General features: G+C 71.7%; 24 protein-coding genes and 1 pseudogene. 10 read left to right on the top strand and 15 right to left on the bottom strand.

What is annotated here, in order from left to right:
- Positions 1–217: 217 nt before the first annotated feature.
- The 3 genes from OG393_RS13685 (at position 218) to OG393_RS13695 (ending at position 2,724) form a co-directional block, all read left to right on the top strand.
- Positions 218–1,315: an ABC transporter ATP-binding protein gene (locus OG393_RS13685; RefSeq protein ID WP_327374938.1), complete on the top strand. Its 1,098-nt coding sequence runs from the start codon at positions 218–220 to the stop codon at positions 1,313–1,315.
- 225 nt (positions 1,316–1,540) lie between these two features.
- Positions 1,541–1,954 carry a hypothetical protein gene (locus OG393_RS13690; RefSeq protein ID WP_327374939.1) on the top strand — a complete coding sequence of 138 codons (414 nt, stop codon included), beginning with the start codon at positions 1,541–1,543 and terminating at the stop codon, positions 1,952–1,954.
- 53 nt (positions 1,955–2,007) lie between these two features.
- On the top strand, positions 2,008–2,724 hold the full coding sequence (locus OG393_RS13695; RefSeq protein ID WP_327374940.1) for a nucleotidyltransferase family protein: 717 nt from the start codon (positions 2,008–2,010) through the stop codon (positions 2,722–2,724).
- 140 nt (positions 2,725–2,864) lie between these two features.
- Here OG393_RS13695 and OG393_RS13700 read toward each other — a convergent pair whose 3' ends face one another.
- The 6 genes from OG393_RS13700 to OG393_RS13725 form a co-directional block, all read right to left on the bottom strand.
- The gene (locus OG393_RS13700; RefSeq protein WP_327374941.1) at positions 2,865–4,439 is read right to left on the bottom strand and encodes a DoxX family membrane protein; all 1,575 of its coding nucleotides are present in this window, start codon (positions 4,437–4,439) and stop codon (positions 2,865–2,867) included.
- Positions 4,440–4,620: 181 nt separating this feature from the next.
- Positions 4,621–5,580: a 23S rRNA (guanosine(2251)-2'-O)-methyltransferase RlmB gene (gene rlmB, locus OG393_RS13705; protein ID WP_327374942.1), complete on the bottom strand. Its 960-nt coding sequence runs from the start codon at positions 5,578–5,580 to the stop codon at positions 4,621–4,623.
- Between the two features lie 76 nt (positions 5,581–5,656).
- Entirely contained in the window at positions 5,657–7,057 is a 1,401-nt protein-coding gene (gene cysS, locus OG393_RS13710; RefSeq protein WP_327374943.1) for a cysteine--tRNA ligase, read from the bottom strand.
- Positions 7,058–7,156: 99 nt separating this feature from the next.
- Entirely contained in the window at positions 7,157–7,660 is a 504-nt protein-coding gene (gene ispF, locus OG393_RS13715; protein ID WP_327374944.1) for a 2-C-methyl-D-erythritol 2,4-cyclodiphosphate synthase, read from the bottom strand.
- Positions 7,650–8,399 carry a 2-C-methyl-D-erythritol 4-phosphate cytidylyltransferase gene (gene ispD, locus OG393_RS13720; RefSeq protein ID WP_327374945.1) on the bottom strand — a complete coding sequence of 250 codons (750 nt, stop codon included), beginning with the start codon at positions 8,397–8,399 and terminating at the stop codon, positions 7,650–7,652. Before ispD ends, ispF begins: the two co-directional genes overlap by 11 nt.
- Before the next feature lie 347 nt (positions 8,400–8,746).
- A complete protein-coding gene (locus tag OG393_RS13725) occupies positions 8,747–9,229 on the bottom strand; it encodes a CarD family transcriptional regulator (protein ID WP_003953493.1) in 483 nt (160 codons plus the stop codon).
- Positions 9,230–9,843: 614 nt separating this feature from the next.
- On the opposite strand from OG393_RS13725, the gene OG393_RS13730 reads away from it, so the two are divergent.
- A complete protein-coding gene (locus OG393_RS13730) occupies positions 9,844–10,464 on the top strand; it encodes a DUF461 domain-containing protein (protein WP_327374946.1) in 621 nt (206 codons plus the stop codon).
- A gap of 185 nt (positions 10,465–10,649) precedes the next feature.
- Here OG393_RS13730 and OG393_RS13735 read toward each other — a convergent pair whose 3' ends face one another.
- Positions 10,650–11,330, bottom strand: a complete 681-nt coding sequence (locus tag OG393_RS13735; RefSeq protein WP_017242433.1) for a response regulator transcription factor — start codon at positions 11,328–11,330, stop codon at positions 10,650–10,652.
- Entirely contained in the window at positions 11,327–12,556 is a 1,230-nt protein-coding gene (locus tag OG393_RS13740; RefSeq protein ID WP_327374947.1) for a sensor histidine kinase, read from the bottom strand. The genes OG393_RS13735 and OG393_RS13740 overlap by 4 nt, the downstream gene beginning before the upstream one ends.
- 273 nt (positions 12,557–12,829) lie before the next feature.
- Between OG393_RS13740 and phoU the strand changes: the two genes are divergently transcribed.
- Positions 12,830–13,510: a phosphate signaling complex protein PhoU gene (phoU, locus tag OG393_RS13745; RefSeq protein WP_327374948.1), complete on the top strand. Its 681-nt coding sequence runs from the start codon at positions 12,830–12,832 to the stop codon at positions 13,508–13,510.
- 426 nt (positions 13,511–13,936) lie between these two features.
- Here the strand turns inward: phoU and OG393_RS13750 are convergent, their stop codons facing one another.
- Positions 13,937–14,428 (bottom strand): GNAT family N-acetyltransferase, encoded by a 492-nt coding sequence (locus OG393_RS13750; RefSeq protein ID WP_327374949.1) that lies wholly within the window; start codon positions 14,426–14,428, stop codon positions 13,937–13,939.
- A 263-nt stretch (positions 14,429–14,691) separates the two neighbouring features.
- Here OG393_RS13750 and OG393_RS13755 point away from each other — a divergent pair.
- Positions 14,692–15,150: pseudogene (locus OG393_RS13755) on the top strand (tyrosine-type recombinase/integrase); the annotation flags it as partial.
- A 102-nt stretch (positions 15,151–15,252) separates the two neighbouring features.
- Here the strand turns inward: OG393_RS13755 and OG393_RS13760 are convergent.
- Positions 15,253–16,014 carry a phosphoglyceromutase gene (locus OG393_RS13760; protein WP_327374950.1) on the bottom strand — a complete coding sequence of 254 codons (762 nt, stop codon included), beginning with the start codon at positions 16,012–16,014 and terminating at the stop codon, positions 15,253–15,255.
- Between the two features lie 123 nt (positions 16,015–16,137).
- Between OG393_RS13760 and OG393_RS13765 the strand changes: the two genes are divergently transcribed.
- Positions 16,138–17,490, top strand: a complete 1,353-nt coding sequence (locus OG393_RS13765; RefSeq protein WP_327374951.1) for an MDR family MFS transporter — start codon at positions 16,138–16,140, stop codon at positions 17,488–17,490.
- A 258-nt stretch (positions 17,491–17,748) separates the two neighbouring features.
- Here the strand turns inward: OG393_RS13765 and OG393_RS13770 are convergent, their stop codons facing one another.
- Together OG393_RS13770 and mshA are read right to left on the bottom strand one after the other, a co-directional pair.
- Positions 17,749–18,270: a YbjN domain-containing protein gene (locus OG393_RS13770; RefSeq protein WP_327374952.1), complete on the bottom strand. Its 522-nt coding sequence runs from the start codon at positions 18,268–18,270 to the stop codon at positions 17,749–17,751.
- Positions 18,263–19,606 carry a D-inositol-3-phosphate glycosyltransferase gene (gene mshA, locus OG393_RS13775; protein ID WP_327374953.1) on the bottom strand — a complete coding sequence of 448 codons (1,344 nt, stop codon included), beginning with the start codon at positions 19,604–19,606 and terminating at the stop codon, positions 18,263–18,265. The genes OG393_RS13770 and mshA overlap by 8 nt, the downstream gene beginning before the upstream one ends.
- Before the next feature lie 303 nt (positions 19,607–19,909).
- On the opposite strand from mshA, the gene OG393_RS13780 reads away from it, so the two are divergent.
- The 3 genes from OG393_RS13780 (at position 19,910) to OG393_RS13790 (ending at position 23,674) form a co-directional block, all read left to right on the top strand.
- Entirely contained in the window at positions 19,910–20,704 is a 795-nt protein-coding gene (locus OG393_RS13780; RefSeq protein ID WP_327374954.1) for a class I SAM-dependent methyltransferase, read from the top strand.
- Between the two features lie 219 nt (positions 20,705–20,923).
- Complete coding sequence (locus tag OG393_RS13785) at positions 20,924–22,006, top strand: C40 family peptidase (protein ID WP_327374955.1); 1,083 nt, start codon at positions 20,924–20,926, stop codon at positions 22,004–22,006.
- 423 nt (positions 22,007–22,429) lie between these two features.
- Positions 22,430–23,674 (top strand): PP2C family protein-serine/threonine phosphatase, encoded by a 1,245-nt coding sequence (locus OG393_RS13790; protein WP_327374956.1) that lies wholly within the window; start codon positions 22,430–22,432, stop codon positions 23,672–23,674.
- A 75-nt stretch (positions 23,675–23,749) separates the two neighbouring features.
- Here the strand turns inward: OG393_RS13790 and OG393_RS13795 are convergent, their stop codons facing one another.
- The 3 genes from OG393_RS13795 to OG393_RS13805 form a co-directional block, all read right to left on the bottom strand.
- Complete coding sequence (locus tag OG393_RS13795) at positions 23,750–24,094, bottom strand: DUF2516 family protein (RefSeq protein ID WP_327378421.1); 345 nt, start codon at positions 24,092–24,094, stop codon at positions 23,750–23,752.
- Between the two features lie 87 nt (positions 24,095–24,181).
- Positions 24,182–24,736 carry a hypothetical protein gene (locus OG393_RS13800; RefSeq protein WP_327374957.1) on the bottom strand — a complete coding sequence of 185 codons (555 nt, stop codon included), beginning with the start codon at positions 24,734–24,736 and terminating at the stop codon, positions 24,182–24,184.
- Positions 24,737–24,769: 33 nt separating this feature from the next.
- The gene (locus tag OG393_RS13805) at positions 24,770–25,255 is read right to left on the bottom strand and encodes a helix-turn-helix domain-containing protein (RefSeq protein ID WP_327374958.1); all 486 of its coding nucleotides are present in this window, start codon (positions 25,253–25,255) and stop codon (positions 24,770–24,772) included.
- Between the last annotated feature and the right edge of the window lie 340 nt (positions 25,256–25,595).

Genomic DNA, 25,595 nt, shown 5'->3' on the forward strand with positions numbered 1-25,595 from the left:
GCCCCCGTCACACGCCCTCCGGCGGCCCCCCGGAACCACCCTCCGGCCGGGGCCCTCGGCCCCACGCTCCGCACCGTCGGAAATCTCTCGGCCTGCGACTGCTGACAGATCCCGTGCCGCCGGGTAGCGTCTCGGACAGTTCACTCCGGTGGACTAGACCTCCATCCTTCCACTCGGATCGTCCGGCACGTTCCTGCCGGTGAAGGGACACAACACCATGGCTTCCGTCACTTTCGACAAGGCGACCCGGCTCTACCCGGGTTCCGACAAGCCCGCCGTCGACCAGCTCGAGATCGAGATCGCGGACGGCGAGTTCCTCGTCCTCGTCGGCCCGTCCGGCTGCGGCAAGTCGACCTCTCTGCGCATGCTCGCCGGTCTGGAGGACGTCAACGGCGGCGCCATCCGCATCGGCGACCGCGACGTCACGCACCTGCCGCCCAAGGACCGGGACATCGCGATGGTGTTCCAGAACTACGCGCTGTACCCGCACATGACCGTCGCCGACAACATGGGTTTCGCGCTCAAGATCGCGGGCGTCAACAAGAGCGAGATCCGCGCCAAGGTCGAGGAGGCGGCGAAGATCCTCGACCTCACGCCGTACCTGGACCGCAAGCCCAAGGCGCTGTCCGGCGGTCAGCGCCAGCGTGTCGCCATGGGCCGCGCCATCGTGCGCGAGCCGCAGGTGTTCCTCATGGACGAGCCGCTGTCGAACCTCGACGCCAAGCTCCGCGTCTCCACCCGGACGCAGATCGCGAGCCTGCAGCGCCGGCTCGGCATCACCACGGTGTACGTGACCCATGACCAGGTCGAGGCCCTGACCATGGGCGACCGCGTCGCCGTGCTCAAGGACGGCCTGCTCCAGCAGGTCGACTCGCCGCGCAACATGTACGACCGCCCGGCCAACCTCTTCGTCGCCGGCTTCATCGGCTCGCCGGCCATGAACCTGGTCGAGGTCCCGCTCACGGAAGGCGGCGTGAAGTTCGGCAACAGCGTCGTCCCGGTCTCCCGTGAGGCGCTCTCCGCCGCGTCCGCCAAGGGCGACACGACCGTGACCGTCGGCATCCGCCCCGAGCACTTCGACGTCTCGGGCGCCGACAGCGACGCCGGTCTGGCCGTCTCCGTGAACGTCGTCGAGGAACTCGGCGCGGACGGCTACGTCTACGGCGCCACGCGCGTCGGCGGCGAGGAGAAGGACCTGGTCGTCCGCGTCGGCGGTCGCGCCGTTCCGGCGAAGGGCTCCACGCTGCACGTCGTGCCGCGCGCCGACGAGCTGCACGTCTTCTCCACCTCGACGGGCGAGCGCCTCTCCGGCTGACCCCGAAGCCACCGCCGTACGGCCTCTCGTCGGTTGCCGATGGGAGGCCGTACGCGTATCCCGGAACCCGCCGGACCACTGTCGACGACTCCCCCGGCAGAACGGCTGGTGGGGGCGCCACCCCCGCCCCGGCGTCAACACTCGATTCGAAAAGACACTTCGAACGATCCCTCGCGAGAGTGACTAAATGTCGCCAAATCATCACCGACCGCTACGCTCGCCTGCGTGACGCACACTGCCCGCCGTATCGGCCGCTCTCTCGCCCTCGTCCTGCCCGTCGTCCTGGTGCTCTCCGGCACGCTCGCGGTGTCCGCCGTCCCGTGGGCGGGCCAGGGCTCCGGAAGCCAGATGCTCACCGCATCGTCCGAGGACGTCTCCGTTCCCGCGAAGTCCCGCGCTCCCCAGGATATTCTGCGCGACCAACTGCTCGTGGAACTTCAGGAGAAGGACCCCGGAACGGCTCTCACCCACCTCCAGCGCGAGGTCGAGAACCGCCCGTCGCTCGCCGAGCACTGCATGTCGATCGCCAAGGCCCTCGGCCGCGCCGCCGTGCAGCACTACGGCCCCGCCCGCGCCCAGTCCTACTCGCGCCCGGTCTGCGACACCTCGTTCGCGACCGGCGTCATGTACGCCGGCTGACCCGCCGTCCGGCCGGCGCCGCCGGCCCCGGGAGTGCGCCTATCGTTCCCGGTATGCATACCTCCCCGACGCAGGCCGTGGTCCTGGCGGGCGGCCAGGGCTCGCGCCTGCGCCCCTACACCGACGACCGCCCCAAGCCGATGGTCGAGATCCCGGGCACCGGGACCCCGATCATCGGCCATCAGCTTTCCTGGCTGGCCGCCGAGGGCGTGACGGATGCCGTGGTCTCCTGCGGCCATCTCGCCGAGGTGCTCCAGGAGTGGCTCCGGCAGGCCGACCTGCCACTCCGTGTGACGACCGTCGTCGAACCGGAGCCGCTGGGCCGCGGCGGCGGGCTGAAGTACGCCGCCGCCCACCTGCCCGAGCCCACCCGCCCCTGGTACGCCACGAACGGCGACATCTGGACCCGGTTCTCGCTGCGCGAGATGGCCGCGTTCCACGACGAGCGGGACGCCACCGCGACGCTCGCTCTGGCCCGCCCCCGAATCCCGTGGGGTGCCGTCGAGACCGACACCTTCGGGCACATCACCGACTTCATCGAGTCGCCGCCCTCGCCGTATCTCATCAACGCGGGCGTCTACGTCTTCTCCGCGGCCTTCACGCAGCTGCTGCCCGACCGGGGCGACCACGAGCGCACCACCTTCCCCCGGCTGGCCAGGGAACGCCGCCTGGCGGGCTTCCCGCTGCCGCAGGGGGCCTACTGGCGGGCGATCGACACGGCGAAGGACCTGACCGAGGCCGCCAAGGAGCTGGCCTCTCAGGGAGCCTGACAGCCCCTCCCGCGGGCCCCACCGGCACGACCGCCCCCGGCGCCGCCGACGGCCCCGCACGGCGGACAAGGACGGCGGACAAGGACGGCGAAGGGCGGCACCGCCTCCACGCGGTGCCGCCCTTCGCCGTCCCCGGCCGGTCAGCCCAGCAGGCCGCCGATCGGGTTGCGGTTGCCCCCGCCGGTCGAACCGTCGTCGGTGGAGCCGCTGTCGGTACCGGAACCGCCGCCGGTGGTCGAGCCGCCCGTCGTCCCGCCGGAACCGGAGCCGGAGCCGGTGGACGGCGGCGGCGCGGGCCGGGACTGGGTGGGGCTGCTGTCGGTGCCACGCGTCGCCGTGGGGCGGCTCTCGCTGACGCGGCCCGTCTCCCGCACGGTCCTGCTGGGCTCGGCCGTCTTCTTCTCCTCCTCCGGCCTGCCACTGACGCCCGCGGACTCGGAGGGCCGGGGCTTGGTGGAGGCGGAGCGGGACGGAGTGCTCGTCCCGGGCTCCTTCGGAAGGGGCTGTCCGGGCAGGTGGTTCATCGGGTCGTCGTCCGGGCCGGGCACGGTGACCATCTCGGTGGACCGTACGGCCCCGCCCAGCATGGAGCCCGTGAGGAGCGTGAGGCCGATGACGACGGAGGCGATGATCAGGCCGCGGCGCAGCACCCGACGGCGCAGTTCCCAGAGTTCGGAGCGTGGACCGAGGGTGCGCCACGCCTCGCCGGCGAGCCGGCCGTCGACGGAGTAGACGGGGGCGCCGGCGATGACCAGCGGGGACCAGGCGGCGAGGAAGATGATGTCGGGGGCGTCGTAGACGGGGACGGTCCGCCAGCTGACGGTGAGGATCATCGCCGCGGACAGCAGGGCGCCGACCACGGCGGCCACCCGCTGCCAGAGTCCGAGGACGGTGAGGACACCGACGACGACCTGGAGGAAGGCGACGGTCAGCCCGGCACCGACCGGGTGCTGGAGGGCGAAGTCCCGCAGGGGCTCCGCCAGGGCCCAGGGGTGGAGCGAGGTGAGCCACTTGACCATGGAGCCGCGCTCGCCCCCGTCGAAGTAGACGGGGTCGCACAGCTTGCCCATACCGGCGTAGATGCAGATGAAGCCGAGGAGGACGCGGAGCGGAAGGAGCACCACGCCCAGGTTCATCCGGCGCCCGGGGTAGTAGGCGTGGCGGACGGCGTCGGCGCCGTGGCGGTGGGGCCGGCCCTCGTGGTCGTCACCGTCGAGGCCCGTGGCGCCACCGGCGGCGCGTCGGGCGTCGTAGGCCGGCTCCGGCTCGTAGCTCTGGTCGTAGGCCCCTTCGGCGCGCCGCATCGGAGGCAGCAGCGGCGGACCGGCGGCCGGGACGACCGGGGTGGGCATGGTGGCGTCGATGCGCGGGATGGCCTGGGTGGCTCCGGCGTCGACGTGCGCGGGGGGCTCCAGCGTGGAGACGGAGGACTCCCGCATGGCCTGGAGCAGGCCGGTGGCGCCGGGGTCGCCCGGCGATGACTTGCCCGTCCACACGACGGGGCGGCGGCGGCCCGCTGCCGCGCCCGCGGGCGCTCCGGCGAGGCTGGGGATCCGGGGGGCGGCGGCGAACTTCGGCTGCTGGGCCGGCGCGAGCCGCACACGGAAGCTGGCGTGGTTCACGATGACCTGCGCGGGATCGGAATCCACTTTGAGCATGCTCAGCGCAGGCTGATCGTCGAACCCCGGCCGGGGCGTTCTGGTGTCCACACTCATCTAACCGAGTGACGTGGGGTTAGGACACTGCCTTGACGGACTCGGAATGTCCGAGACCCGTCAAGATCGCCCACTGTGGGAAAGGGCCCAGCTCAGCGAGGTGGGCCCCTTTCCGTTACGCCGTGTGCGCCGTCGCGCGGCGGCAGGCGTCGCCACCTGCCGACGCCCGCCGCGGTGCGGGTCAGCGCGCGCGGCGGCGGGCGACCTCGTAGAGGACGATGCCCGCGGCGACGCCGGCGTTGAGGGACTCGGCGCCACCGGGCATGGAGATCCGCACCCGGTAGTCGCAGGTCTCGCCGACGAGGCGGCCGAGGCCCTTGCCCTCGCTGCCGATGACGATGACGACCGGGCCGTCGAGCGCTTCGAGGTCCTCGACGGTGTGCTCGCCGTCGGCGGCGAGCCCGACGACGGTCAGGCCCTCCTTCTGGTAGCCCTCCAGGGCCCGGGTCAGGTTGGTGACGCGGGAGACCGGCGTGCGGGCCGCGGTACCGGCGGAGGACTTCCAGGCGCCGGCGGTCATGCCGGCCGCGCGCCGTTCGGGGACGACGACGCCGTGACCGCCGAAGGCGGAGACGGAGCGGACGATGGCGCCCAGGTTGCGCGGGTCGGTGACGCCGTCGAGGGCGACGATCAGCGGGTCCTCGTGGTTGTCGTACGCCGCCGCGGTCAGGTCCTCGGGGTGCGCGTACTCGTAGGGCGGGACCTGGAGCACGAGTCCCTGGTGGTTGAGCCCGTTGGTCATCCGGTCGAGCTCGGCGCGCGGGGCTTCCATCAGGTTGATGTTCCCGCGGTCGCCGGCCAGCTTCAGGACGTCGCGGACGCGCTCGTCGTTGTCGATGTACTGCTGGACGAAGAGCGTGGTGGCGGGAACCCCGTCGCGGAGCGCCTCGAAGACCGGGTTGCGGCCGACGACCATCTCGGAGGTGCCCTTGGGGCCGCCGCGGCGGGGGGCGGGGCGGCGGGCGGCGGCGTGCTTGGCCTGGGCACCGGCGAGGCGGTTCTTCTTGTGGCCCTTGCGGGCGGCGGCGGGCGGCGTCGGGCCCTTGCCCTCGAGGCCCTTGCGCCGCTGGCCACCGCTGCCGACCGTCGCGCCCTTCTTGTTGGACGTACGGCGGTTCCTGCGCTGGCTGTTCCCGGCCATGACTACCTAATCCTCGGTGTTGCGTACATAGGTCTGTGAGTGAAGTGTGCCGCCCGGCTCCCCGAGCGGCACATCATCAGCGGTTGCCCAGCGTCCAGCGGGGTCCGTCCGGGCTGTCCTCGATGGCGAGGCCGGACCGGGTGAGCTGGTCGCGGATGGCGTCGGCGGTCGCCCAGTCCTTGCGCTCGCGAGCCGATTCGCGCTGCTGGAGCACGAGGCGTACGAGGGTGTCGACGACGCCGTGGAGCTCCTCGCCCCGGTCGGTCTCCTCGGCCCAGTGCGGGTCGAGCGGATCCAGGCCCAGGACGCCGAGCATGGCGCGGACCTCGGCGAGGCGGGCGATGGCCTCGTCCTTGTCGTCGGCGGCGAGGGCGCTGTTGCCCTGCCGGACGGCGGTGTGGATGATCGCGAGTGCCTGCGGGACGCCGAGGTCGTCGTCCATCGCCTCGGCGAAGGCGGGCGGCACCTCGGGGGCCGGGGCGACGGTCTTCCCGGCCTTCTCCGTGGCGCGCTGGACGAAGCCCTCGATACGGGCGAAGGCCGAATCGGCCTCGCGCAGGGCCTCCTCGCTGTACTCGATCATCGAGCGGTAGTGCGGGGTGCCCAGGTAGTAGCGCAGGACGATCGGGCGCCAGTTCTTCACCATCTCGGAGACGAGGACCGAGTTGCCGAGCGACTTCGACATCTTCTCGCCGCTCATGGTGACCCAGGCGTTGTGCACCCAGTACGAGGCGAACGCGTCCCCGTGGGCCTTGGCCTGGGCGATCTCGTTCTCGTGGTGCGGGAAGATCAGGTCGAGGCCGCCGCCGTGGATGTCGAAGGCGGAACCCAGGTACTTGTGGGCCATGGCCGAGCACTCCAGGTGCCAGCCGGGCCGGCCGCGGCCCCAGGGGGTCTCCCAGTCGGGCTCGCCCGGCTTGGTGGCCTTCCACATGGCGAAGTCGCGCGGGTCGCGCTTTCCGGTGATGCCGTCCTCGGCGGGCTGGCGCAGGTCGTCGATGTCCTGGTTGGACAGTTCGAGGTAGCCCGGGAAGGAACGGACGTCGAAGTAGACGCTGCCGTCGGCCTCGTAGGCGTGGCCGCGCTCGATGAGGCCCCGCATCATCTCGATCATCTCGGGGACGTGGCCGGTGGCGCGCGGCTCGTAGGTGGGCGGCAGGCAACCGAGGGCCTCGTAGCCGTCGTTGAAGGCGCGTTCGTTGTCGTACCCGATGGACCACCAGGGGCGGCCCTGTTCGGCGGCCTTGGCGATGATCTTGTCGTCGATGTCGGTGACGTTGCGGATGAAGGTGACGTCGTGGCCGCGGTACTCGAACCAGCGGCGCATGATGTCGAAGTTCAGCCCCGAGCGGATGTGTCCGATGTGCGGGGCCGCCTGGACGGTGGCGCCACAGAGGTAGATCGAGACACAGCCCGGTGTGAGGGGGTTGAAGTCACGGATCTGCCGGGCGCTGGTGTCGTACAGGCGAATGGTCACCCCACCAGGGTAGTGGGCGTGTGGTAGTGCCCCGCGACCGATTCCCGGCCCCGGGGCGTCATTTTCACCACGGTCCCCGCTTGGCGTCGTCCCGTCGGACTAGCGGACGCGGACCACCAGCGCGGTGGCGATGGCGGCGAGCCCTTCGGCGCGGCCGGTGAGACCGAGGCCGTCGGTGGTGGTGCCGGAGACGGAGACGGGGGCTCCGACCGCCTCGCCGAGCGCCTGCTGCGCCTCGTCGCGGCGCTTGCCCACCTTGGGGCGGACGCCGACGACCTGGACGGCGATGTTGCCGATCTCGTACCCCTCGGCGCGGACGAGGCGGGCGGCCTCGGCGAGCAGGGTGACGCCGGAGGCGCCGGACCACTCGGGGCGGGAGGTGCCGAAGTGGGCGCCGAGGTCGCCGATGCCCGCGGCGGAGAAGAGGGCGTCGCAGGCGGCGTGGGCGGCGACGTCACCGTCGGAGTGCCCGGCGAGGCCGTACTCCTCGTCCTCCCAGAGCAGGCCCGCGCACCACAGGGCGCGGCCCCGCTCGAAGGCGTGGACGTCGGTGCCGATGCCGGTGCGGGGCAGCGGCGGGAGCCGGGTCGGCTCAGAAGCCATCGTTGGCCCTCCTGCGGGCGAGTACGGCCTCGGCGAGGACGAGGTCGAGGGGGCGGGTCACCTTGAACGCCTCTTCGTGGCCGGGGACGACGACGACGGGGGCGCCGAGCCGTTCGACCATGCCGGCGTCGTCGGTGGCGCCGTCGCCGGTGAGGGCGACGGTGGCGTGGGCGTCGACGAGGGTGTCGCGGTCGAAGCCCTGCGGGGTCTGCACGGCCCGCAGCCGGGACCGCTCGGGGGTGGCGACGACCTGCTCGGGCCGGCCCTTCTCCGGCGCCGGCTCGACCTCCTTGACGGTGTCCGCGACCGGCAGGGCCGGGACGACGGCCACCGCGCCGTCGCGGACGGCCTCCACCACCGCGTCGACGGTGTCGACGGGCACGAGGGGGCGGGCGGCGTCGTGGACGAGGACGGTGGCGATGCCCTCGGGCAGCGCTTCCAGGCCGAGACGTACGGATTCCTGGCGGGTTTCGCCACCGGGGACGACCAGGTAGTCGGTCCGCTCGGGCAGGGCGTGCGCGTCGAGGAGGTTCTTGACCTCGGCGGCGCCGTCGGAGGGGGCTACCACGACGACGAGGGAGACGGCGCGGGAGGCGGCCATCGCCCGGACGGCGTGGATGAGCATAGGGGTGCCGTTCAGCGCGCGGAGCGCCTTGGGGGCGCCCGGGCCGAGCCGTACGCCCCGTCCCGCGGCGGGGATCACCGCCGCGGTCCGTCCGGGACGCGTTTCGTCTGTCATCGGTTGCACTCCGGCAGGTTTGTTTCCTCGGCCGACATGGGTATGGCCCTGGGTGCACCCCGGCCGACGGCTGGGGCGCGCCGACGCGACGCCTCGACCGGGCCCTTTCCGTGACGACGGTCGGGGGCGTTCCGCGGAGGCACAGGGGATGACGGCACGAGGGAATCGGGACGGGGGAATGGTCGAGGCCGGCACCGCGAGCGGTGTCCGGGCCAAGCGGTCGCGACGGTGGCACCAGACGGATCACCGGCGCGCCGTGAGGCGGGACGCGGACATGCCGCAGCGCCCGGCGACGCCACTGTGATCTTCACAGCACGTCAGCGGGCACCACGGCATCGCTTCTCACATCAGGACGCGAGGACCTCGTCGAGGAGAGCCTCGGCCTTGTCCTCGTTCGTGTTCTCCGCGAGGGCGAGCTCACTCACCAGGATCTGCCGAGCCTTGGCGAGCATGCGCTTCTCACCTGCGGAGAGTCCGCGCTCCCGCTCCCGGCGCCACAGGTCGCGGACCACTTCGGCGACCTTGATGACATCGCCGGAGGCGAGCTTCTCAAGATTCGCCTTGTAGCGACGTGACCAGTTCGTCGGCTCCTCGGCATACGGTGCGCGCAGCACCTCGAAGACCCGGTCCAGCCCGTCCTGCCCGACTACGTCGCGCACTCCGACGAACTCCGCGTTGTCCGCCGGCACACGAACCGTCAGGTCGCCCTGAGCGACCTTGAGCACCAAGTAGGTCTTGTCCACGCCTTTGATCTGGCGAGTTTCGATGGCCTCGATCAGCGCGGCCCCGTGATGGGGATAGACCACGGTGTCGCCAACCTTGAACGTCATGTGACAGGTACCCCTTCCGTGGCTATCCAGGGTAACACGGATACGGCTTCTTCTGAATGGCGTTTTCGCAGGTCAGGGCATATCTCGGGGCTTGACAACAGCGACACGGACGTGCTGCGAAGGGCTTGCGGAAGGCGGTATTCGCAGGTCGGAGCGGCTGCGTGGACACAGAGAAACGCGAACGCTACACGCTCCGGGAGCCCCTGACGAGAGGAATGTTGTCCTGTTTTGCCTGGTTCAGGGTAGGCATCTTCAGGTGCTCCGTTCGAGGGTCGACCACCCGTACGGACGCATCCCTGATCGAATCCCGAATTGATCAACGACTGTCGGAGTGGCCTTTTCCGGGGCGCGCCCCGCGGAATACCGGACGCCCGTCGAATTGATCAAGGCGGTTTTGTGAACGCCGGGTCAATGAACCGTTTCCGGCCATCGCGGGGGCACCGGGGGAAGGCGACGAGGTGCGGAGGGGCGGGTCGGGTGCGGGACGAAGAGTGCGGCTCGGTAACCTAAGCCCGCCGACACACCTTTAGCTCGTCCTTAGTCCGCCGCTGGTCCCCGGGCCGCGCGGCGGGCCGTCCACAGACTGTCCGTACGTCCTAGGAGATGCCGCCGCCGTGAGCCGCAGCCTTCGACGCGGCGCCCTCGCCGCCACCGCCATCGTGATCTCGATCGCCTCCCTGTCCGCGTGTGGCGCGGGCAACGACGCGCAGACGCTCGGGGTCCGCCCCGACAACGCCGCCGTCACCGTCGAGGACGTCAAGGTCCAGAACGCTCTGGTCATCACGCAGCCCGGACTCACCGCCGCCGGACCCGCCGTCGTCTCGGCCACGGTCTTCAACAACGGCAGCGCCCAGCAGACCATCGACGCGATCACCCTGCCGGGGGCCGCGGCGACGGTGACGCTCAAGGCCGCCGAAGGCGCCGGCCCGATCACGATCCCCGCGGGCGGCTCGGTCGTCATCGGCGGCGAGGGCAACGCCTCCGCCGTGATCGAGAACGGCCGCGAGGCCGTCAAGGACGGCGCCGCCCAGCGGGTCGTCTTCAAGCTGAGCCAGACCGGCGACGTGTCCCTGAACGCCTTCGTCGTACCCGCGAAGGGCTACTTCGAGGGGTACGGCCCGAGCGAGCTGCCGAAGCCGCCCGGCGCCACTCCGGACGCCACCCCGTCGGACACCCCGGCCGAGACGCCCTCGGGCGAACCGTCCGGCGACGCCGAGCACGCGGCCGGTCACTGACCCGGAACACACGAGGGCGCCCCACCGGATCAGATCCGGTGGGGCGCCCTCGCGCGTAGGCCGGACGGTCGGTCCTCGCACGCGCGCCAGGCCGGGCGTGTCCGGGTCACCCCGCGACGCGCGCCGGAACCGTACGCCACGCGCCCCGGGAACGGCTCGGCGCGGCGGTCACGGCCGGTCACGGTCTACGGCTCGAACTTGTAGCCCAGCCCCCGGACCGTCACCAGATAGCGCGGCGCGCCCGGGTCCGGTTCGATCTTGGCGCGCAGCCGCTTGACGTGGACGTCGAGGGTCTTGGTGTCGCCGACGTAGTCCGCGCCCCAGACGCGGTCGATGAGCTGCATCCGCGTCAGCACCCGGCCCGCGTTCCGCAGCAGCATCTCCAGCAGGTCGAACTCCTTCAGCGGAAGGTCGACCTTGCCTCCGGAGACCGTCACGACGTGGCGGTCCACGTCCATCCGCACCGGACCGGCCTCCAGGGCCGCCGGCGTGACCTCCTCCGGTTCCCCGCGGCGGCGCAGCACCGCGCGGATGCGGGCGACCAGCTCCCGCGAGGAGAAGGGCTTGGTGACGTAGTCGTCGGCTCCTATCTCCAGGCCGACGACCTTGTCGATCTCGCTGTCCTTGGCGGTCACCATGATGACCGGGACGTTCGAGCGGCCGCGCAGCTGGCGGCACACCTCGGTACCGGGCAGACCCGGCAGCATCAGGTCGAGGAGGACGAGGTCCGCTCCGTTGCGCTCGAACTCGTCGAGTCCGTCGGGCCCGGTCGCGGCGACCGCGACCTCGAAGCCTTCCTTGCGGAGCATGTACGACAGGGCGTCGCTGAAGGATTCCTCATCCTCGACGACGAGCACTCGGGTCACGGAAGGACCTCCGGGGCAGGGAGCGGTTCGGTCATGAGATCGGGGGTGGGCGAGTCGGGCGAACGGCGGTCCCGTGCGGCGCCCGCCTCGGGCAGTCGCAGGGTGAAGGTGGAGCCCTGGCCTTCGGTGCTCCAGACCGTGACCTCGCCGCCGTGCGAGGCGGCCACGTGCTTGACGATGGCCAGGCCCAGACCCGTACCGCCGGTGGCACGGGAGCGGGCCGGGTCGACTCGGTAGAAGCGCTCGAAGATGCGCTCCTTGTCCTTGTCGGGGATGCCGATGCCCTGGTCGGTGACGGCTATCTCGATCAGGTCGCCGCCGGGTGCGGCGATCTTGCGGGCCGCGATGCCGACGCGGGTGTGGGCCGGAGAGTAGTTGACGGCGTTCTCGACGAGGTTGCCGAGAGCGGCGGCGAGCTGGCCGCGGCTGCCCCAGACGTGCAGGCCGGCGGTGCCGCCGGAGGCCATGGTGATCTGCTTGGTGGAAGCCGGGTGGCGGGAACGGTCGATGGCCTCGGCGACCAGCTCGTCCACGGGCACCGGCTCGGAGTCCTCCAAGGGGTCGTCGTTCTGGACCCGGGAGAGGTCGATGAGTTCCTGTACGAGATTGGTGAGGCGGGTCGCCTCGATCTGCATCCGGCCCGCGAAACGGGTGACCGCCTCGGGATCGTCCGAGGCGTCCATGACGGCCTCGGAGAGCAGGGACAGCGCACCGGTCGGGGTCTTCAGCTCGTGACTCACGTTGGCCACGAAGTCGCGCCGCACCGCCTCGATGCGGCGAGCCTCGGTCAGGTCCTCGACGAGCAGCAGGACCAGGCGGGAACCGAGCGGCGCCACCCGGGCGGAGACCGCGAGGGCCTCGACACGGCCGGTGCCGCGCCGGGGCAGATCCAGTTCGACCTGCCGTATCTCCCCGTCGCGACGGGTGTCCCGGGCCATGTTGAGCATGGGCTCGACAGCCAGCTTGCCGCCCCGGACCAGGCCGAGGGCGTACGCCGCCGAGCTGGCCTTGACCACCGAGTCGCTCTCGTCGAGAACGACCGCGGAGGACCGCAGCACGGAGAGCACGGTGTCGACACCGGGCGGCAGCACGGCGTCGGTGTGCAGGGAGGTACGGGTGGGTCGCGCCTGGTCGCGTTCGCTCCAGCGGAACGCCAGCATGGCGATCACGCCGGTGCACACCCCGGCGATCGCTGCCAATGCGGCAACCGCCGCGTTCACGTCCATGCCCTCAAGGTTATGCGGGTCGACGGACACTCTCCCAGCCGTGCGAGTGGCTGCTCGAACAGTCGTCGCCCAGAGTTCACCATGGGGACGGCGTTGATTCATTTGCCCTGATGGCGAGGCCGGCGGGCGTCGCCCAGAGTTCACCAGGGAGACAGGGTCGGTTCATTTGTGGTGGAGGAGCCGGACGCGTACGGGGCCGAACGTGGGAGCGTGGGGGTCCGAGCCCCACCCGGACACCGGCCCCCGGACTGCCGTGGAGAAAGAGGGACACCCATGCGGGACGCGTACCACGAGGAACTCGACTCGATCGGAGAGAGCCTGGTCGAGATGGCCCGGCTCGTCGGGTCGGCGATCGGGCGCGCCACGACGGCGATGCTCGACGCGGATCTGAAGCTCGCGGAGAGCGTGATCGCGGCCGACCAGAAGGTCGACGATCTCCAGCACGACCTGGAGGCACGGGCCATAGCCCTCCTCGCACGGCAGCAGCCGGTGGCCACGGATCTGCGGATCGTGGTCACCTCGCTGCGGATGAGCGCCGACCTGGAGCGCTCGGGCGACCTGGCGCAGCACGTGGCGAAGCTGGCACGGCTGCGGTTCCCGGACAGGGCGGTGCCGCGGGACCTGCACGCCACGATCCTGGAGATGGGACAGCTGGCGCAGCGCCTGATGGCGAAGGCCGCCGAGGTCATCATCACGAAGGACGTCGACCTGGCGCTCCAGCTGGAGCAGGACGACGACGAGATGGACCGGCTGCACCGGACCCTGTTCCAGCACCTGATGGACGACCGATGGAAGCACGGCATCGAGACGGCCGTGGACGTGACGCTGCTGGGTCGCTACTACGAGCGTTTCGCGGACCACGCGGTGTCGGTCGCCAAGCGGGTCGTCTACCTGGTGACGGGCGAGCACGCGGACGAGCTCCAGCAGACGGACGCGCCGGTGGAGGGCGCGTAGGACGCCCCTCCGGGCGCGTCGCCCCGGAGGTTCCGGCCCGGTCCGGAGCGTCCGGGGATCCGTCGCACCTCTGTGCGCCGTTGATGCGCCCGGTCCGCTGGGCATGCAATGGGGAGAGGCGACGTACGCCTTCGAGGAGGACCCATGGCCGAATCCCCGACCACCGACCCCCGGCAGGAGCCGCGCCAAGCGGATCACCTGCCCGTTCTCGGCGCCTGCGGGTGCGGCTCGGGCTGCGGCTGCGGCTGCCAGTCCGGCGGGCCGTGCCAGTGCGGGGGCTGCTGCGGCTAGCGCCGCATGCGGCGGGCCCGCCCGCGGCACCGAGGACGGGGCCCTGCCCGGGTATCCGACGAGCCGGGCGGGGCCCTTCTCCCGGAACCTCCCTGTCGGGTCCCGAAGTCCGGGCCCCGCCGGGTTCCTCGGCCGCTATCCCGCCAGTTCGAGGACGCCGACGGTCTCGCCCCCGGAGACCTCGCCGGTCTTGCGGAAGCCGAGCTTCAGGTAGAACTCCTCGGGTCCGTGCTCCCCCGGCTCCCAGGTGACGTACAGGGTGCGGCCTCCGGTGCGCAGGACCTCTTCGCGGACCGCGTCGACGGCGAAGCGCCCATATCCACGGCCTTGCCGGCCGGCCGCGATGTTCAGCCGCCACAGGCCGCTGCGCCGGTCGTCGGGGTCCTGCTCGGGGTCCCACGGGATGTCGATGAAGGCCATCAGGAAGCCGACGAGTTCGTCACCGTCGAAGATCAGTCGCGGCCAGGCGGCGGCGCCGTGCGCGTACGCCTCGGCGAGCGAGTGTGCCACCGGGGCGACGTTCTTCTCCTGCTCGGGCCGGACCCGCAGCTTCAGGGCGGCGTCCACGTTCTCGGGTGTGATCTTCTCCAGGCGGAGCGTGGCGGTCGTACGGAGTGTGGCGGTCATACGGCGGACGCTACCGATCTTTCGTGCCCCGGACCCGTGAATACGTTCGAACGCTGCCGGTCCTGGCGGCTTCCGGCCACGCGCCCGATCGCCGGACGTCCGGAACTCACGAGCCCCCCGATGCGCCGGCGCCGATCGGCCCCCGGCGCGGTGGGCTGCCGGTGCGGGACCGCGCGCCTCCCCTGACCGGACGCCGGCGGGAGGGAGCTGCCCCACCGGACCGACGCCCGGCCGTCGCCGGGGGCCGGTCCCGCCGCCGGGACCCAGGACGCGTCTTCGCCATGCGAGCCGCCATGGTCGAACGCTTCCGGCCCATGGTGGACATGGGCGCCGGCTGTGGCCTACGGCAAGGCGAGATCCTCGGACTGTCCGTGGATGAGCTGGACTTCGACAGCGGCACCCCGCACGTGGTGCAGCGGCTCAGGCTCAGCCTGAGCAAGGCCGTGTTCGCGCCCCCGAAGGGCGGCAAGCTCCGTGACGTCCCGCTGCCCGATCCCGTGGCGGAAGCGCTCAAGGAGCACATCAAGCGGTTCCCGCCCGTCGAGATCACGCTGCCGTGGATGCGAGCGAACGGCCAGCCCGTCACCAAGCGCCTGATCTTCACCGGGCCCGACGGTGGCCATGTCTGGCGTACCTCGCTGAATGAGGACCACCGGAAACCCGCTCTAGTGTCGGTGGGCGTCATCCCGAAGGCCAAGAGTCGGGAGCACACTGCACTCCGCCCGCCGCAGGACCCGCCGCGCTGAGGTCCCACAGAAGGCCCAGGCCGTGAAAACGCCCCCGCCCCGCGCCATTTACGCGGGTCGGGGGCATGATCACGAGAGCTACTTCTTCTTGCCCTGGTTCTTCACGGCCTCGATCGCCGAGGCCGCGGCCTCCGGGTCCAGGTACGTGCCGCCCGGCGTGACCGGCTTGAAGTTCTCGTCCAGCTCGTAGGCCAGCGGGATGCCCGTGGGGATGTTCAGGCCCGCGATCGCCTCGTCCGAGACGCCGTCCAGGTGCTTGACCAGCGCGCGCAGGCTGTTGCCATGGGCGGCGACCAGAACCGTCCTGCCGTCCAGGAGGTCCGGGACGATGCCGTCGTACCAGTACGGCAGCATGCGGTCGACGACGTCCTTCAGGCACTCCGTCCGCGGACGGAGCTCCGGCGGGATGGAGGCGTAGCGCGGGTCGTCGGACTGCGAGTACTCGGTGCCGTCCTCGAGGGGCGGCGGCGGGGTGTCGTACGAGCGGCGCCAGAGCATGAACTGCTCCTCGCCGAACTCGGCGAGCGTCTGCGCCTTGTCCTTGCCCTGGAGGGCGCCGTAGTGACGCTCGTTCAGGCGCCAGCTGCGGTGGACCGGGATCCAGTGCCGGTCCGCGGACTCCAGCGCGAGCTGCGCCGTGCGGATCGCGCGCTTCTGCAGCGAGGTGTGCAGCACGTCGGGCAGCAGGCCGGCGTCCTTGAGCAGCTCACCGCCGCGGACCGCCTCCTTCTCGCCCTTCTCGGTGAGGTTGACGTCCACCCAGCCGGTGAACAGGTTCTTCGCGTTCCACTCGCTCTCGCCGTGGCGGAGGAGGATCAGCTTGTACGGTGCGTCGGCCATGGCCCGAGCCTAATCGACGGTCGACAGTTGACCCCCACCGTCAATTCGCTGGCGTCCGACCCGTGAGATGCGTAAGTTACGCATGCCATTGGAGGGACTTACATACACGGGGGCCGGCCACACATGTCCATCAACTCGCTCAGACGATCAGCCCGCGCGACCGTCTCCGGTCTCCCCGGTGGCTTCTGGTGGCTCTGGCTGTCCACTCTGGTCAACCGGACCGGCGCTTTCGTCCTCACCTTCCTGTCCCTCTACCTGACTCAGGAACTCGGACGCTCGGCCTGGTTCGCGGGTCTCGTCGTCGCGCTCCACGGCCTCGGCGGAGTCGCCGGTTCGCCTCTCGGCGGCATGCTCGCCGACCGGTGGGGCCGGCGGCCCACCATGGTCACGATGCACCTGGCGGCCGCCGCCTGCGCCACCGCGCTCGCCGTCGTCACCCACCCCTGGGCGGTCGCCCTCGTCGTGCTGCTGATGGGTGTCGCCATGCAGGGCGTCCGGCCGTCCATCAACGCCACCATCGCCGACATGGTCCCCGAGTCCGATCTGCGCCGCGCCTACGCACTGAACTACTGGGCCCTCAACCTCGGCTTCGCCGTCGCGGCGTTCGGCGGGGGCGCGGCGGTCTTCCTCGGCTACCGGTCCCTGTTCGTCCTGGACGCCGTCGCCACCGCCCTGTGCGCCCTGATCGTCTTCCTCCGCCTGCCCGAGTCCCGCCCCGAGGCGCGCCGCGACCCGGCCGGGAAGGTCGTCGGGGAGGGCCGGGTCGGCGTCCTCGACGTGCTGCGCGACGCGCCCTTCCGCACCCTGCTCCTGCTCAACCTGTTCGTCTGCCTGGTCTTCACCGCTCCCTGGATCGGGCTGCCCCTGACGATGACCGGGCAGGGCCTGTCCACCGCCGCCTACGGCGCGGTCATCGCGGTCAACGGCGTCGTCATCGTCGGTTTCCAGCTGCTGGTCAACAAGGTCACCGACAAGCGCTCGCCGGCCGTGCTGCTCGCGGTCTCCTCGTTGCTCTTCGCCGTCGGCACCGGCGCCACCGCCCTCGCCGGGACCCCGCTGACCTTCGCCGCGACCGTCGTCGTCTGGACCATCGGCGAGATGATCCACGTCCCGACCAACGCCGCCGCCACCGCCAAGCTCGCCCCGGCGCACGCCCGCGGTCGCTACCAGGGCGTGATGGGCATGTCCTGGGCGGTCGCCGGCTTCGTCGCCCCGATCCTGGCCGGCTGGGTCGTCGACGGGCCGGGGCCCGACGTGCTCTGGGCCTCGTGCGCGGTCATCGGTGCCGCGGCGGCGGCCGGCTACCTCACCCGCCTCCGCAAGGTCCTCACGGACGGCGCGCCCGGCCGTCCCGGCGACACGGTCGCGTCCTCTCCGTCGGCTCCGCCGGCCGCACTGGTCCCCACGGCCCCGCCCACCGAGCGGGCCGGAGCCGACGGAACCCCCGACGCACCGGCCTCGTCCGTCCGCGCCTGAACCCGCCGGGACGGGTACGGGCGGGCGGCGGACGCGCCTCCCGCACAAGGTCACGGGGCGGGCCGGGTCCTCGTGTGAAGCCCCGGCGGCGGCGCGGCGCGACGGATCAGGCCGACGTGATGGATCAGGGCGGAAGATGCCGGGCGAACGGGTCGGGACGGAGCGGATCGGGACGGAGTGGATCGCCGGGGAAGGGATCGCGCGAGAACGGATCGCGCGGCAGCGACAGAAGACGGCGTTCGGGGGGAGGGGCGCCGCTCAGGACGCGGGGCCCTCCGGAGCCGGACGCTCTGTCAGGTGCCTGAATGCGTCGAGGTTGCGGGTCGGCTCACCGCGCGAGACCCGCCACTCGTACTCCCGGCGGATGGCGCTCGCGAAGCCGAGCTCCAGGAGCGTGTTGAAGGAACCGTCGGCGGCTTCGAGTACCGAGCCGAGCAGCCGGTCGAGTTCGTCGGGCGTGACGGCGGCCAGCGGCAGCTTGCCCGCGAGGTAGATGTCGCCGAGGCCGTCGACCGCGTAACTCACCCCGTAGAGCTTGAGGTTGCGCTCCAGGAGCCAGCGGTGGACGCCCGCCTCGTTCTCGTCGGGATGCCGGACCACGAAGGCGTTGAGGGAGAGCGAGTGGCGGCCCACGCGCAGCGAGAGCGTGGTGAACAGCTTCCGTGTGCCCGGAAGTCTGACGACGTACGAGCCCGGTTCGGGCGACTCCCACTCCAGTTCGGCGTCCTTGAGGGTGTCCTCGATGACCCGCCGTACGTCTTCAGCCACGTCCTCAGCCATGGTGCGAGCGTACGCGACGGCGGTGGTCGTGCATCGCGGCCGTGTACACGTCCGCCGTGCCGGAGGCCGCCGTGTCCCAGCCGAAGGAACCGGCGTGCCGGGCCGCCGCGGCACCCATCCTGGCGGACAGGTCCGGGGTGTCCAGGAACCGGCCGAGGGCGCGGGCGTAGTCGGCCGGGTCGTGGCCCTGCACGAGGAAACCGGTGACGTCGTCCCGTACGGCGACCGGCAGGCCGCCCACCGCCGCCGCGACGACCGGGGTGCCGGCCGCTTGGGCCTCGATGGCGACGAGCCCGAAGGACTCGCTGTACGACGGCATGACCAGCACCGAAGCCGCACGGAACCAGTCCGCGAGCCGGGCCTGGCCGACCGGCGGGTGGAAGCGGACGACGTCCGCGATGCCGAGCCGGGCCGCCAGCTTCTGGAGCCCCTCCGGCTTGGCCAGGCCGCTGCCGCTCGGCCCGCCGACCACGGGTACGACCATGCGCGAGCGCAGTGAGGGGTCCCGGTCGAGGAGGAGGGCCGCGGCCCGCAGCAGGATGTCGGGGGCCTTGAGCGGCTGGATGCGGCCCGCGAAGACGGGGATGAAGGCGTCCGGCGGCAGGCCGAGGCGGGCCCGCGCGGCGGCGCGGCCGTCGGCGGGGCGGAAGTGGTCGAGGTTGACGCCGGGGTGGACGACGGCGACCTTGCCGGGGTCGGCCTCGTAGAAGCGGACGAGTTCGTCGGCTTCCTCGTCGGTGTTCGCGATCAGCCGGTCGGCGGCGCGGACGATCTGTGTCTCCCCGATCACCCGGGCCGCGGGCTCCGGTGTGTCACCGTCGGCGAGGGCCGCGTTCTTGACCTTGGCCATGGTGTGCATGGCGTGCACGAGCGGGACGCCCCAGCGTTCGGCGGCGAGCCAGCCGACATGGCCGGAGAGCCAGTAGTGGGAGTGGACCAGGTCGTAGTGGCCGGGTCGGTGGCCCGCCCATGCCTGCATCACGCCGTGGGTGAAGGCGCAGAGCTGGGCGGGCAGCTCTTCCTTGGCCAGCCCCTCGTAGGGTCCGGCGTCCACGTGGCGTACGAGGACACCGGGCGCGAGCTCGACGACCGGGGCGAGGCCGCCGGTGGTGGCGCGGGTGAAGATCTCGACCTCGATGTTGATCGCGGCGAGGCGCTTGGCGAGCTCGACGATGTAGACGTTCATGCCGCCCGCGTCGCCGGTTCCCGGCTGGTGGAGTGGCGAGGTGTGGACGCTGAGCATGGCCACCCGACGGGGATGACGGTGACGGCCGGGGAGCCGGAGCCTGGGCGGTGTCGCCAGGGAGCCGGCGAGCCGGGACACGTACTGGCTCACGTCGACGGTCCTTCCGCTCGGAGCGAGGGCTAGCGGTCACCGCGGTACGACGGGTACGCGGCATGACAGGCACTGCGGGCACTACGGATGTTGCGGGTACGACGGGTCCGGGCATCCCGAAAGGGAGGCGCGGACGCCCTCCGAAGGCCAGAACACCGGAATCCCCACATCCATTTCCGTTTTGCCAATTCATTGCCGTGCGGCCCCGGCGTGGCGGCGGTCCGGCAAGGCGACGAGACCGCCCCGGCGCGGCTGCCGCGCCACGCCCGCCGGCGCGGACGGGGCAGCCCGTAAGCTCGGGCCATGGCCCCGCGCACCACCCGCCCCGTCGGCACGACGACCCGCGGGACCACCAACCCCAACCGGTTGCGCCGCATGGACCGCTGGATCGCCGCCACACACGGACCGGCACTACGGCGGAGCGCGACGGCCCCCGTCGCCGTCGACCTCGGCTACGGCGCCGCCCCCTGGACCGCCGTCGAGCTGCTCACGCGGCTGCGCACGGCGGACCCCCGCACCGAGGTCGTGGGCATCGAGATCGAGCCCGCCAGGGTCGCCGGCGCCCTGCCCTACGCGCGCGAGGGGCTCCGCTTCCTGCACGGCGGCTTCGAGATCCCGGTGCGGGGCGAGGTCTCGCTGATCCGGGCGGCGAACGTGCTGCGCCAGTACGACGAGGGCGAGGTCGCGGCGGTGTGGGCGCGCCTGTGCGGGCGCCTGACACCCGGCGGCCTGCTGGTGGAGGGGACCTGCGACGAGATCGGGCGGCGGCACGTCTGGGTGGCGCTCGACCGGTCCGGGCCGCGGACGGTGACCTTCGCCACCCGGCTCGGCTCGCTGGAGCGCCCTTCCGACCTCGCCGAACGACTGCCGAAGGCGCTCATCCACCGCAATGTGCCGGGCGAGCCGGTGCACGCCTTCCTGCGGGACTTCGACCGGGCATGGGCGGCCGCGGCGCCGTACGCCTCCCTCGGGGCGCGGCAGCGCTGGATCCGGGCCGTGCGGGATCTGACGGTGGACTGGCCCCTGACGGACGGACAACGGCGTTGGCGGCAAGGCGAGGTGACCGTGCGCTGGGAGGCACTGGCCCCGCGAGCGTGACACGGGGCGCGACGCGAAGGCGAGCGGACTTTCCGTCATATACCACCTCATCGGCGTGCCGAGGGGAACGTGTCACACCGATATCGCGTCCCCGTGGGGGGAAAGCGGCCTCGCGCCCCTCGTCATCCCCTGTCGCTTTCACGTTTCGCATGGCACTATCACCAAGGTCACGAGCAAGTTACTGACGGTAAATCAGATGGGGCCGTCCGAGGGGGAGCTTTGAACCGACGCCGCTGGTCCACCGCCACGCTCACCGTGGTCTGCGCCCTGACGGTGCTGGCCTCGCCCGCGCTGACCCTCCAGGCGAGTGCGGCCCCGACGCCGCCCGCCCCGCGCCCGGGAACCACCGCGAAGGCGCCCCGGCTTCCCGAGCGGACACTCGAGGAGGTCCGCGCCGAGATCGACGCCCTCTACCGCCAGGCCGCCGTCGCCACCGACGCCTACAACCTCGCCGAGGAGCAGTCCGAGGAGCAGTCCGAGGAGATCGTGCGGCTGGCCCGGATGATCGTGGCCGGCCGCGAGAAGATCGACCTGCTCAAAGCACAGGCGGGGGCGGCGGCCCGCGCCCAGTACCGCAACGGGGGCCTCCCGGACGGTGCCCAGTTCGTCCTCACCGACGACCCCCAGCTCTTCCTCGACCACGCGGGGCGGCTCCAGCAGGGCGCGAAGGCCACCAAGGACCTTCTCGCGGACATGGATCGCACCCAGGCGGAGCTGACCTCCTACGCCAAGGACGCGGGCACGAACTGGACCCTGCTCGAGGCCAACCGCGTCAAGCAGGCCAAGGCGAAGAAGGACGTCGAGGCCAAGATAGAGGCGGCCAAGAAGCTCGAGTCCGAACTGGCGGCCGAGGAGCGGGCGCGGCTGCGGCGGCTGGAGGAGCAGGCGCAGAACCGGGCCCAGAGCGCCTGGCTGGACTCCGGAGTCCTCAAGGGCCTGGACGGCAAGGCGACCGAACAGGGCGAGCGGGCGGTCCGGTTCGCCACCGCGCAGATCGGCAAGCCGTACGTGTGGGGCGCCGAGGGCCCGGGTTCGTACGACTGCTCCGGCCTGACCCAGAGCGCCTGGGGGGCGGCGGGCAGGTCCATCCCGCGTACCTCGCAGGAGCAGTGGCGGCTGCTGCCGCACGTGGCCGTCAAGGACATGCGGCCCGGCGACCTCATCGTCTATTTCAAGGACGCCAGCCACATCGGGATGTACGTGGGCGACGGCACGATCGTGCACGCCCCGCGACCCGGCAGGAACGTGACGCTGGCGGGCGCGGGTTCGATGGCGATCCTGGGCGTCGTCCGCCCCGGGTGACGGCACCGCCGAGACCGGTCCGGTCTCCGCTGCCGTTTACCGGCTCCCGCCCGTCCACCGCCGGAGCCGACGGTCGCCCGCCGGCTCCGGCGGGGCCCCGTCCGACCGACGGACGTCCCGCCCGGGACGTCCGGGACGTCCGGGACGTCCGTCGGTCCGACTCCCGGCCGTGACCCGGGAGCCGGGAGCCGTATACGGAATCCTTCGGTCCGCACATCCGTCCCGCGCGGCCGTCGCCACGTGATGTTCGTCATGACTCCGCGGGCGACAACCTCCCCATGCGCGGCATATGCCATCCGCTCCCCGGTACTCGTCCCGTGATCACCATTCCGCTCCCCGCCGGGGTACCGCTATGGTCCCGGTCTGGCGGGTCGTCGTTCGGCGTCCTGCCTGCCCTCGGGGGGAGGGAAGGAACCAGGTCCGATGTCCGTACCCGTACCGCGACAGAGAATCGCCTCTGCTGCGGCGACCGGCGTTGCCACCGCCGCGGCCGGCACCGATCTCACCCTGCTGGTCGTCGAGGACGACCCGGCGGGTGCCCTCGCCGTGCCCGAACTGCTCGCCGCGGACGGCACCCGCGTCCGCATCCGCACCGCCCGCAACCTCACCGAGGCGGAGCGGCTGCTCACCGACGACGTGCACTGCGTCCTGGTCGACCTCGCCCTGCCCGGCCCCCGAGCCTCCTGCGACGACCCGCTGGCGCCACTGCGGCACCTCCTCCGCCTCGCGCCGCGCCACGCCGTCCTGGCCCTCGCGGCCTCGGCGGACGCCGAGCTGGCGGCGGAGGCGGTACGCGTCGGGGCACAGGACCACCTGTTCCGCGAGGAGCTCGACGGACGGCTGCTGAGCCGGGCGATCCGCTACGCGGTCGAGCGCAAGCGCGCGGACGCGGTGCAGGTGAAACTGGCCGAGTCGCGGCTGCGGGCCCAGGAGAACGCGCGCCTGGAGCGCGGGCTGCTGCCCACCCCCCTGCTCGACGGCTCGGACCTGCGCTTCGCCGCCCGCTACCGGCCCGGCCGCTCGCGCGCGCTGCTCGGCGGCGACTTCTACGACACCGTCCGCACCCCGGACGGCACGGTGCACGTGATGATCGGCGACGTCTGCGGGCACGGCCCGGACGAGGCGGCGCTCGGGGTCGAGCTGCGGATCGCGTGGCGGGCGCTGACCTTCGCCGGACTGTGCGGGGACGAACTGCTCTCGACACTGCAGAAGGTGCTGGAGCACGAGCGGGAAAGCGAGGAGATCTTCGCGACCCTCTGCACGGTCGACATCGCAGCGGACGGCCGCCGGGCCGGCCTCTGCCTGGCCGGACACCCCTCCCCGCTGATCGCCCGGCAGGGCCGGCCCGCCCGCTTGCTGCCCTACGAGGACGGCGGCCCGGCGCTGGGGCTGCTCCCCCGCGCCCGCTGGCCGCGCCGCCAGGTGGAGCTGGGCGGGGCCTGGAGCCTGCTGATGTACACGGACGGCCTCATCGAGGGCCGCTCGGCGGGTCCCGGATCGCCGCGGCTCGGTCAGGACGGCATGGTCGACATGATCAACCGGCAGCTGGCCTCAGGCCTGCGGGGTGAGGACCTCCTGGAGGCCGCGGTCACGGAGGTGCGCGAGCTCAACGGCGGGGAGCTGACGGACGACGTGGCGGTGCTGGCACTGGAAAGGGCCCGGGGATAGCCCCCGGGCCCTCGTTCGGGTCTCGCGCCTCGACCGCCCGCCGGTCACCGGCGCGGTGCCGGGACGGCGGGCGGTTCAGCGCCCGCCGTTGTAGGGCCCGTACGGCCCGTCGCTGCTGGAGCCGCCCCGCCGGCCGCCGCCACCGCCCGAGATCTGCCGGACGGCCGGACGGACGTCCACCATGAAGACGATGGCCGCGATGAGGCCGGCGATCTGCAGGAACAGCATCCCCGGCAGCAGCAGGTTCAGCGCGAGGTTGACACCCAGCAGGATCAACCAGAACTTCTTGGTCTTCTTGTCCGCGGCGCGGTAGGCGTCCTCGCGCACCGTCGCCGCGATCGCGAACGAGGCGACAGCGAAGCCGATGAAGACCAGCCACATCACCAGCGAGAGGATGGAATCGAACCCGTCGCGCAACATACTGAGCACCGCCTCGTGAATGGTTGGAGCGCCTCGCGGCCAAGGTACCCGGTACAACGCACCGGGCACCCTGATTGGTGCCCCGCCTTACTTCTCCGTGGCGGCGGGGGCCTTCTTGGCCGGCGACTTGCGGGCCGGGGCCCTGCGGGCGGCGGGCGCCTTCTTGGCCGCCGGCTCCTCGGCCGCGGCACGCGGCTCCGGCTCGGCGTCCGGCTCGACGACGACGGCGATCTCCGTGATGCCCTCGGCCGCCTCACCGCGCCACGACTTGACGGTCTCCTCGCCGTGCGCGGCGACCTCCTCGTACTTCTCACGCGCCTTGACCGCGTACTCGGCGGCGACACCGACACCGCGCAGCGCCAGGTCCTGGGCGGTCTCGCCCAGCTTCTTCAGGTCGGTGTCGAGGGTGCCGACGACCTCCGTGAACTTCGAGGTCACGGTGGCCTGCGCCTCCTTCGCGCGGTCGGACACCTTCTCCTGCACGGCCTTGGGGTCGGTCTTCCGCACGGCATCGATCCGGGCGGGCGCCTCGGCGGCGATCTGCTCGATCAGTCCGGGCACCTTCTTGGCCTGCTGGACGGCGAGGTCGGCGGTGCCGGCGGCGAAGTAGAGCGGGGTACGCAGTTCTTCGATGATGGCCATGGGTGTGGTCCTCCCGGATGTGTACGTACTGGACTACGGCTGGGGCGAGGTCGACGGACGCCCGGCCCCGGGCGCGTCGGGAAGCCCGGCGGCGTCAGGGGCGTCGGACGCCTCGGGCCCGGACTCCTGCCGCGCTCCGGCGGCGGAGTCCGTGACCGGGCCCGCGGCGGCGTCGGCGGCGTTCTCCTTGCGGAAGGAGTCGTAGATCTGGAGCAGAACCTGCTTCTGCCGCTCGTTGATCGAGGGATCGGCCAGTATGACGGCGCGCGTCTCCAGCTCCTCCCGCTCCTTCTCGTCGAGGATCCCGGCCCGCACGTACAGCGTCTCGGCGGAGATCCGCAGGGCCTTGGCGACCTGCTGCAGCACTTCGGCGCTGGGCTTGCGCAGACCTCGCTCGATCTGGCTCAGGTACGGATTCGACACCCCCGCGGCGTCCGCGAGCTGCCGCAGGGACAGCTGCGCGGTGCGCCGCTGCTCGCGGAGGTACTCGCCGAGACTGCCGACGTTCAGTGATGCCATGCCTCCGAAGATGCCACCCTCCGCTAACTATTGCAAGCACCTGCTTGCAATAGTGCGCCGGGTCACGTGTGACCGAGTGTGACTCGCAGCGATAACTGTCACTTCGCAGGGATTTCTGTCACCAGTCGGCCGTAGTCGCCGAGCGGTGAGTTGGCCCGTGTGTCCTGTCGCATTGAAGCTGTCGGATTCTCACCGCTTCTCGTTCGCGCTGTCGGATTCTCAGTGTGTCGCGCGCTGAGCGGCGACGTTTGCCCCATACGTGGGGTTTGATCTCATTTTCCTGGTCTGGTTCTCGCGGTACCTGTCACGGTCGTTTCGGCAGGTACGCGGAGCCGGGGGT

The organism is Streptomyces sp. NBC_01216 (genome assembly GCF_035994945.1).
Taxonomy (GTDB): Bacteria; Actinomycetota; Actinomycetes; order Streptomycetales; family Streptomycetaceae; genus Streptomyces.

What these genes read in the sequence shown, in the direction of transcription:
- OG393_RS13685 (WP_327374938.1), top strand. Translation starts at nt 218, where the DNA reads ATGGCTTCCGTCACTTTCGACAAGGCGACCCGGCTCTACCCGGGTTCC.
- OG393_RS13695 (WP_327374940.1), top strand. Translation starts at nt 2,008, where the DNA reads ATGCATACCTCCCCGACGCAGGCCGTGGTCCTGGCGGGCGGCCAGGGC.
- OG393_RS13700 (WP_327374941.1), bottom strand. Translation starts at nt 4,439, where the DNA reads ATGAGTGTGGACACCAGAACGCCCCGGCCGGGGTTCGACGATCAGCCT.
- rlmB (WP_327374942.1), bottom strand. Translation starts at nt 5,580, where the DNA reads ATGGCCGGGAACAGCCAGCGCAGGAACCGCCGTACGTCCAACAAGAAG.
- ispF (WP_327374944.1), bottom strand. Translation starts at nt 7,660, where the DNA reads ATGGCTTCTGAGCCGACCCGGCTCCCGCCGCTGCCCCGCACCGGCATC.
- ispD (WP_327374945.1), bottom strand. Translation starts at nt 8,399, where the DNA reads ATGACAGACGAAACGCGTCCCGGACGGACCGCGGCGGTGATCCCCGCC.
- OG393_RS13725 (WP_003953493.1), bottom strand. Translation starts at nt 9,229, where the DNA reads ATGACGTTCAAGGTTGGCGACACCGTGGTCTATCCCCATCACGGGGCC.
- OG393_RS13740 (WP_327374947.1), bottom strand. Translation starts at nt 12,556, where the DNA reads ATGGACGTGAACGCGGCGGTTGCCGCATTGGCAGCGATCGCCGGGGTG.
- phoU (WP_327374948.1), top strand. Translation starts at nt 12,830, where the DNA reads ATGCGGGACGCGTACCACGAGGAACTCGACTCGATCGGAGAGAGCCTG.
- OG393_RS13750 (WP_327374949.1), bottom strand. Translation starts at nt 14,428, where the DNA reads ATGACCGCCACACTCCGTACGACCGCCACGCTCCGCCTGGAGAAGATC.
- OG393_RS13760 (WP_327374950.1), bottom strand. Translation starts at nt 16,014, where the DNA reads ATGGCCGACGCACCGTACAAGCTGATCCTCCTCCGCCACGGCGAGAGC.
- OG393_RS13765 (WP_327374951.1), top strand. Translation starts at nt 16,138, where the DNA reads ATGTCCATCAACTCGCTCAGACGATCAGCCCGCGCGACCGTCTCCGGT.
- OG393_RS13770 (WP_327374952.1), bottom strand. Translation starts at nt 18,270, where the DNA reads ATGGCTGAGGACGTGGCTGAAGACGTACGGCGGGTCATCGAGGACACC.
- OG393_RS13780 (WP_327374954.1), top strand. Translation starts at nt 19,910, where the DNA reads ATGGCCCCGCGCACCACCCGCCCCGTCGGCACGACGACCCGCGGGACC.
- OG393_RS13790 (WP_327374956.1), top strand. Translation starts at nt 22,430, where the DNA reads ATGTCCGTACCCGTACCGCGACAGAGAATCGCCTCTGCTGCGGCGACC.
- OG393_RS13795 (WP_327378421.1), bottom strand. Translation starts at nt 24,094, where the DNA reads ATGTTGCGCGACGGGTTCGATTCCATCCTCTCGCTGGTGATGTGGCTG.
- OG393_RS13800 (WP_327374957.1), bottom strand. Translation starts at nt 24,736, where the DNA reads ATGGCCATCATCGAAGAACTGCGTACCCCGCTCTACTTCGCCGCCGGC.
- OG393_RS13805 (WP_327374958.1), bottom strand. Translation starts at nt 25,255, where the DNA reads ATGGCATCACTGAACGTCGGCAGTCTCGGCGAGTACCTCCGCGAGCAG.